At 59.0% G+C, this 6,470-nt stretch carries 6 protein-coding genes; 5 read left to right on the top strand and 1 reads right to left on the bottom strand.

From position 1 onward, the window contains the following. Nucleotides 1-150: 150 nt before the first annotated feature. On the top strand, nt 151-486 hold the full coding sequence (locus COA55_RS13655; protein ID WP_197468575.1) for a DUF4377 domain-containing protein: 336 nt from the start codon (nt 151-153) through the stop codon (nt 484-486). 13 nt (nt 487-499) lie between these two features. Beyond that, nucleotides 500-835 (top strand): DUF2007 domain-containing protein, encoded by a 336-nt coding sequence (locus tag COA55_RS13650; protein ID WP_082872493.1) that lies wholly within the window; start codon nt 500-502, stop codon nt 833-835. 410 nt (nt 836-1,245) lie between these two features. On the opposite strand, the gene typA is transcribed toward COA55_RS13650, so the two are convergent. Further along, a complete protein-coding gene (gene typA, locus COA55_RS13645) occupies nt 1,246-3,054 on the bottom strand; it encodes a translational GTPase TypA (protein WP_290502597.1) in 1,809 nt (602 codons plus the stop codon). Between the two features lie 265 nt (nt 3,055-3,319). On the opposite strand from typA, the gene COA55_RS13640 reads away from it, so the two are divergent. Genes COA55_RS13640 through COA55_RS13630 form a run of 3 tightly spaced genes read left to right on the top strand, consistent with a single transcriptional unit; the run spans nt 3,320 to nt 6,458 of the window. Next, nucleotides 3,320-3,937 (top strand): RimK/LysX family protein, encoded by a 618-nt coding sequence (locus COA55_RS13640; protein WP_290502596.1) that lies wholly within the window; start codon nt 3,320-3,322, stop codon nt 3,935-3,937. After that, a complete protein-coding gene (locus tag COA55_RS13635) occupies nt 3,937-5,472 on the top strand; it encodes an inactive transglutaminase family protein (RefSeq protein WP_290502595.1) in 1,536 nt (511 codons plus the stop codon). The genes COA55_RS13640 and COA55_RS13635 overlap by 1 nt, the downstream gene beginning before the upstream one ends. Then, nucleotides 5,472-6,458 (top strand): alpha-L-glutamate ligase-like protein, encoded by a 987-nt coding sequence (locus COA55_RS13630; RefSeq protein ID WP_063518706.1) that lies wholly within the window; start codon nt 5,472-5,474, stop codon nt 6,456-6,458. The genes COA55_RS13635 and COA55_RS13630 overlap by 1 nt, the downstream gene beginning before the upstream one ends. Nucleotides 6,459-6,470 lie beyond the last annotated feature (12 nt).

Below are 6,470 nucleotides of genomic sequence, written 5' to 3'. Positions count from 1 at the left end.
TTCAGGCTGGCCCGCACTCGTTGTTGCGCTTTTTCGATGGATGGACATACACCTTCAAAAGCGCGCCTAGATTGCGAACCAGCCTGAAAGACTGAGTACGCAAGGAGTTTTTCAGAGGTTCCCTAATGCACCAAGAATAACAGGACATGGATGATGATGTGGAAACGCGGGATGTTGGCGTTGTTGTTTTTATTGGCGGCTTGCGGTGAGCCGACGCCGCAGGACAAGCCTGGGCAGCTGCTTTATGTGGCGCCCTACGGCACGGCGTGTATCGGTGTTGGAGCCATGGAGTGCCTGCGAGTGAAGGAAGAGGGCGACGCCAACTGGCAGCTGTTCTATAACCACATAGAAGGCTTTGCCTATGAAGAGGGGTTTCAGTACACCTTGCGTGTAAAGGTCGAAGAGGTGGCGTCGCCGCCTGCGGATGGCAGCAGCCTGCGTTATACGCTGTTGGAAGTGGTGGAAAAAAAACCGGTAAATCCGTAGTGGAGATGAGCTGGTGAAATGTGTGTTTCAGGCACGGCACATGATTGAAGCCCATATGTTGGCCAACCTGCTGGATCAGGTGGGCATCATGGCCCAGGTGCAGGGCGATATGTTGCAGGGCGGTATGGGGGAGCTGCCGGCGGCGGGCCTGGCGACAGTGTGGGTGGCTGCCAACGATGAGGCGCGGGCCCGGGAGGTGATTGCTGAATTCGAGGCCAGTCAGCCTGCCGATCAGGAGGAGGGTGGGTCCACTGCCGGGGTGGCACCGTTGGCCGGGCAGGGGTTTATGGCGGGTTTGATAGTGGGGCTGGTGATCGGTGCGGTGCTGGTGTTGATGTTATTGCGTTGACGGTGCACCGGACACAAAAAAGATGTATCGCGGAGTGGAGTGATCAGCAGGCTTCAGGCCTTGTCTCATTACCTTGGGCTGGTAACCGCTGGACGCCGGATGCCCGACGACTGATGCTTGCATTCAAACGCTGAAAACCTTGGCCGCCATGCTTTCTGCGCAAAGTGCATTGCCAGGTTATTCCCAGAATGATGGCCCTCAAAGAAGATGCCGCAATATCGAAAGCCTCTCCGGCTATGTGCTTTTACGTCAGGCATCCGGCGTTGAGCGTTTGGCGAAGAGCCGGGTATTCGCGATAAACCCATCCGCGGGCGAGACGCGGGTTATTCTCTCTAATACGCGGCGAACCACAAAAAACGCCACGTTTTTAGGCGTGGCGCTTGATGCGTACAGCGTGGTGCGTCTCTTAATTACCGCCCGGCGCGCTTGCGCTCGGTTTCAGTGAGAAGCTTCTTGCGAATACGCAGGGAGTTGGGGGTCACTTCCACCAGCTCGTCGTCTTCGATGAAATCCAGCGCCTGCTCCAGGCTGAAGCGGATCGGCGGGGTGAGGACGATGTTCTCATCGGTGCCGGAGGCGCGCATGTTGGTCAGCTGCTTGCCCTTGGTGGGGTTGACCACCAAATCGTTGCCGCGGCTGTGGATGCCGATGATCTGGCCTTCGTACACATCCACGTTCGGGTCGATCAGCATGCGGCCACGTTCCTGCAAGTTGAACAGGGCGAAGCCCAGCACCTTGCCTTTCACCATGGACACCAGCACGCCATTGATGCGCTTGGCCATGTCGCCGGGCTTGAACTCGCCGTAGTGGCTGAAGGTGCTGTTGAGAATGCCGGTGCCTGAAGTCAGGGTCAGGAACTGGCTGCGGAAGCCGATCAGGCCACGGCTGGGCACCAGGAATTCCAGGCGCACCCGGCCCTTGCCGTCTGGCTCCATGTTGGTCATCTCCGCCTTGCGCAGACCCAGCTGTTCCATGATGGAACCCTGATGCTGCTCTTCCACATCGGCAATCACGGTTTCATAGGGTTCCTGCTTCACGCCGTCTTCTTCACGGATGATCACCTGCGGGCGGCCCACGGCCAGCTCGAAGCCTTCGCGACGCATGTTTTCGATCAGTACCGACAGGTGCAGTTCGCCACGGCCGGAGACGCGGAACTGGTCGGCACTGCCGGTTTCTTCCACGCGCAGGGCCACGTTGTGCTTGAGTTCCGCTTCCAGGCGCTCGCGAATCTGGCGGCTGGTGACAAATTTGCCGTCCTGGCCGGCGAACGGTGAGGTGTTCACATGGAAGAACATGCTCACGGTGGGCTCGTCCACGCTCAGCGGGGTCAGCGCTTCCACATTGGCCGGATCACACAGGGTGTCGGAAATGTTCAGCGGATCCAGGCCGGTGATGCAGACGATTTCGCCAGCGGAGGCGTGGGTGGCATCCACGCGCTCCAGGCCGTGGTAGCCCATGATGGTGAGAATCTTGCCGTTACGGACATTGCCGTCGGCGCCGATCACTTTCACCGGGCTGTTGGCCTTGATGCTGCCGCGCTTGACCCGGCCAATGCCGACGATGCCCAGGTAGCTGTTGTAGTCCAGAGAGGAGATCTGCATCTGGAAGGGGCCTTCCGCATCGACGTTCGGGTAATCCACCTTGTCGACGATGGCTTGCAGCAGCGGAGTCATGTCGTCCGCCAGATCATCCGCGTCCATGCCGGCAATACCGTTCAGGGCAGAAGCATAGATCACCGGGAAGTCCAGCTGTTCGTCGGTGGCGCCCAGGTTGTCGAACAGGTCGAAAACCTGATCCATTACCCAGTCCGGGCGGGCACCGGGGCGGTCGATCTTGTTGATGACCACGATCGGCTTGAGGCCGGCGGCGAACGCTTTCTGGGTCACGAAGCGGGTCTGCGGCATGGGGCCGTCCACTGCGTCTACCAGCAGCAGCACGGAATCCACCATGGACATGACCCGCTCTACTTCCCCGCCAAAGTCGGCGTGGCCGGGGGTGTCCACGATGTTGATGCGATAGTCATTCCACTGGATGGCGGTGTTCTTGGACAGAATGGTAATGCCCCGCTCTTTCTCCAGGTCGTTGGAGTCCATGACCCGTTCGATGTCGCCGGCGCGATCTCCCAGGGTGCCAGACTGTTGCAGCAGCTTGTCCACCAGGGTGGTCTTGCCGTGGTCAACGTGGGCGATGATGGCGATATTGCGCAGACGTTCAATCACTAGTGTTGCTCCAAATATGGTGGGCGAAACCGTGCCAGCGGTTTCGCAGGGGCGCGCATTATAGCAGCGTAGCGTGTGGGTGATAGCCCGCCGGTCAGCCTTTATCGTAAGATTGGCAATTGTGAACAACTTCAAAATTTCACGGTTGAGCCTGCGATAGGCCCGATGATCGCCTAGAATGGCGCAACCATTTTCCGGGGGGCGGGTCAGAGGCTGAGCCGGTGGCTCCGTGATCGGGCTGTAATGCTTTTACAATCAGGTTGTTATGATGCGTACACTCCTTGCTTCGCTGTTGGTCTTGTCGCCCTTTGCGGTGATGGCTGATCTGTCTTCCGGCAAGATGATCTATGGCTTGCACGAAAACGTGCATATCAAGGAGTTGGGCATTACCGTGCCTGCCAAACTGGATACCGGCGCAGATTCAGCCTCCCTGAGCGCCCGTTATATCCGTACGTTTGAGCGCGATGGCGTGGAAATGGTCGAATTCGACCTGGCCATCGACCGCGATGATCGGGAAGACTGGGGTATTACCACGGAACAATGGGATGATGTGGAGCTGCCTTTATCGGGGCATGTGCGTATCAAGCGACGGGCAGAGAGTGTGTCGCCGGGTGATCGGGACTATAGCCGTCGTCCGGTGGTGACCCTGACTGTCTGCATGGGCAAGCGCCAGGAACAGATTGACGTTAACCTGACAGACCGCAGCGAGTTTCGTTATCCGTTGCTGATGGGTTCCGAAGCGCTGCAGGGCCTGGGCGCATTGGTGGATCCGTCGCTATCAATGGCGGTGGGCGAACCCGGTTGTCAGGCCAGTGAAGACAATAGTGAAGACAAGGTTGTCGAGAGCGACGACGAGACGATGGAGGCTGCCGAGGCGCTATAATGGGTTCTGTGAAGTTGCAAGCGCGGCTGCTTGCCGTTTTCCTGCTTTTGTTGGGGGGCGGCAGTATTGCTTACCAGTTGCTGGTACAAAATGTGCCGCTGAGCCAGGACGAGAAAGATCCGGTGTGGGTGGTCGATGCCCAAGTGTCTTTCTCGGCCAAGGCCAACAAGCCCGTCAAGGTGCGCATGTTCGTGCCGCCGCTGGGAGAGGGTTATACCACCCTCAATGAAAGCTTTATCTCCAACAATTACGGCGTGAACGTGAATGTGGAGAAGGGCAACCGGCAGGTGACCTGGTCGTCCCGTCGCGCCGAAGGCAGCCAGTACCTTTATTACCGCCTCATGCTGACTCCGCGCTATGCGGATGCCCCGGAAAATGATCCCGGCCCCCAATTCCGCCCGGCTCCTACGCTGGATGGCCCGGATAAGCTGGCCGCCGACGCGCTGCTGGAACCGATTCGCCAGCACTCGGCGGATGTGGAAACCTTTATCAGCGAGACCATCAAGCGGGTCAATGAACTGGAGAACGATAATGTCCAGTTGCTGCTGGGCAGCGATGTGAGCCCGGAGAACCGGGCCAATGTCATTGATTTGCTGCTGGCGGTGGCGCATATCCCGGCCGAGCCCGTGCATACGCTACGCCTGGCGGAAAGCCAGGAGCAGCAGCCGGAGCTGTGGCTGCGCAGCTTCAACGGCAAGAAATGGCTGTACTTCAATCCGCTCAATGGCCAGCAGGGCCTGCCGGAAGATCGTCTGGTCTGGTGGAGCGGCCCAGGGCCGCTGCTGAATATCGAGGGCGGCAAGTCTGCGGACGTGAGCTTCAGCGTGCACGAAAATGAAATGAGCGCGTTGCAACTGGCCCAGTCCCTGCGTCTGAAAGACGTGAGCAGTTTTATCGATTTCTCCCTTTACGAACTGCCGTTACCTGCCCAGCAACTGTATCGCATTCTGGTAATGATTCCGGTGGGCGTCATGCTGGTGCTGTTTATCCGTTCGCTGATCGGCATGGAAACCCTGGGGACATTTACCCCCGTGCTGATCGCCCTGGCGTTCCGTGAGACGCAGGTAGTCTGGGGGGTATTGCTGTTTACCTCCATCACCGCCATCGGCTTGTCGGTGCGCTCCTATCTTGAGCATCTCAAATTACAGTTATTGCCCCGGCTTTCTGTGGTGCTGACCTTTGTGGTGATTGCCATGGCGTTGATCAGTCTGCTGGGCTACAAGCTGGGCATGGGCTCGGGTCTGTCGGTGGCGCTGTTCCCCATGGTGATCCTGACCATGGTGATCGAGCGGACCTCCATCGTCTGGGAAGAGCGCGGTGGTACCCAGTCGCTGAAGGTGGCGCTGGGCACGCTGGTGGCGGCCATCTTCTGTCACCTGTTGATGGTGTGGCAGCCGCTGGTGTATTTCGTGTTCACCTTCCCGGGCGTGTTGCTGTGCCTGGCCGCAATCATGGTGTTGATGGGGCACTACCGGGGCTATCGCCTCACCGAGTTGTTGCGGTTCCGTGCCATGGTGGACGGGGATAAGCGCTGATGTTCTGGTCGAAAACCCGCAAGGCTTTGCGCGCCCGTGGAGTGATGGGCATTAACCAGCGCAACGGCGATTATATCCTGCGCTATAACAAGCGCAGCCTGTACCCGCTGGTGGACGACAAGATCCAGACCAAGCAGATGGCGCTGGATGCGGGCATCCGGGTGCCGCACATGTATGGCACCATCGCTACCGAGCAAGGGATCAGTACCCTGCACCGGGTGGTGGAGCAGCACCGGGATTTTGTAATCAAGCCCGCACAAGGCGCTGGCGGTGACGGCATCATGGTGATTGCCGATCGTTTTGAGGATTATTTCCGCTCCGCCTCCGGGCGCATCATCACCACCGAAGAGCTGGAGCACCATATCTCCGGGATCATTTCCGGTATCTATTCCCTGGGCGGTCATCGCGACCAGGCGCTGATCGAATACCGGGTGCGTTCCACCGAACTGTTCAACCGGATCAGTTTCGAGGGGGTGCCGGATATCCGCATCATCGTGCTCAAGGGGTATCCGGTAGCCGCCATGCTGCGCCTACCTACCCGGCAATCCCAGGGCAAGGCAAACCTGCACCAGGGCGCCATTGGCGTGGGGCTGGACCTGGCGTCCGGGGTCACTCTGGGTGGCACCTGGCATAATCTGAAAATCGAGCGTCACCCGGATACTGCGAACCCGGTGGCCGGGCTCACCGTGCCGGACTGGCAGGAGTGTCTGGAGCTGGCGGCCCGTTGCTACGACCTGACCGGCTTGGGCTATCTGGGGGTGGATCTGGTGATGGACCATGAGCATGGTCCGATGATGCTGGAGCTGAATGCCCGCCCGGGCCTGAATATCCAGATCGCCATGGACGATGGTCTGTTGCGCCGTTGTCAGATTGTCGAGAAGCAGCTTGAGGCCCTGAAAGACGAAACCCGTCCGGTGGCTGAGCGTGTGGCATTCTCAAAACAACAGTTTGCGGTGGCCGGCCCGGTGGCGGCGCAAGAAGAGTAACCGTGAGCAAGC

The sequence above is a fragment of the Alcanivorax sp. genome (assembly GCF_002733835.1).
Taxonomy (GTDB): Bacteria; Pseudomonadota; Gammaproteobacteria; order Pseudomonadales; family Alcanivoracaceae; genus Alcanivorax.
This window is presented reverse-complemented; position numbering and strand designations above follow the sequence as displayed.

What these genes read in the sequence shown, in the direction of transcription:
- COA55_RS13655 (WP_197468575.1), top strand. Translation starts at nt 151, where the DNA reads ATGATGATGTGGAAACGCGGGATGTTGGCGTTGTTGTTTTTATTGGCG.
- COA55_RS13640 (WP_290502596.1), top strand. Translation starts at nt 3,320, where the DNA reads ATGATGCGTACACTCCTTGCTTCGCTGTTGGTCTTGTCGCCCTTTGCG.
- COA55_RS13635 (WP_290502595.1), top strand. Translation starts at nt 3,937, where the DNA reads ATGGGTTCTGTGAAGTTGCAAGCGCGGCTGCTTGCCGTTTTCCTGCTT.
- COA55_RS13630 (WP_063518706.1), top strand. Translation starts at nt 5,472, where the DNA reads ATGTTCTGGTCGAAAACCCGCAAGGCTTTGCGCGCCCGTGGAGTGATG.